We start from the raw sequence: 259 nt of genomic DNA, 5'->3' as shown, positions 1-259 counted from the left end.
ACCTGGCGCTGGACGACAGCGTGCGCCGCTGCGTGTCCGTCGATGCGCTGCGCTTCAAGCAGGTGCTTTCCAACCTGCTGAGCAACGCCATCAAGTTCACCGACGAAGGCAGCGTCGGCATCAGCGCCAGTACCCGCCCCGCAGGACAGGACGCGATCCTGCTGCACCTGAGCGTGCGCGATAGCGGCATCGGCATCAGCGCCGCCGATCAGGACCGCCTGTTCGCCCCTTTCACCCAGGTCGTCGCCCCGGGCCATGC

General features: G+C 67.6%; 1 protein-coding gene. It reads left to right on the top strand.

What is annotated here, in order from left to right:
• A partial coding sequence (locus SB772_RS42635; RefSeq protein WP_410838849.1) for an ATP-binding protein occupies window positions 1-259 on the top strand: 259 nt, incomplete at both ends.

Origin of the sequence: Paraburkholderia sp. SIMBA_030 (genome assembly GCF_046535245.1) — a bacterium.
Lineage (GTDB): Bacteria > Pseudomonadota > Gammaproteobacteria > Burkholderiales > Burkholderiaceae > Paraburkholderia.
Note: the sequence above shows the minus strand (reverse complement) of the source record. Positions and strands in the feature narration are given on the sequence as shown.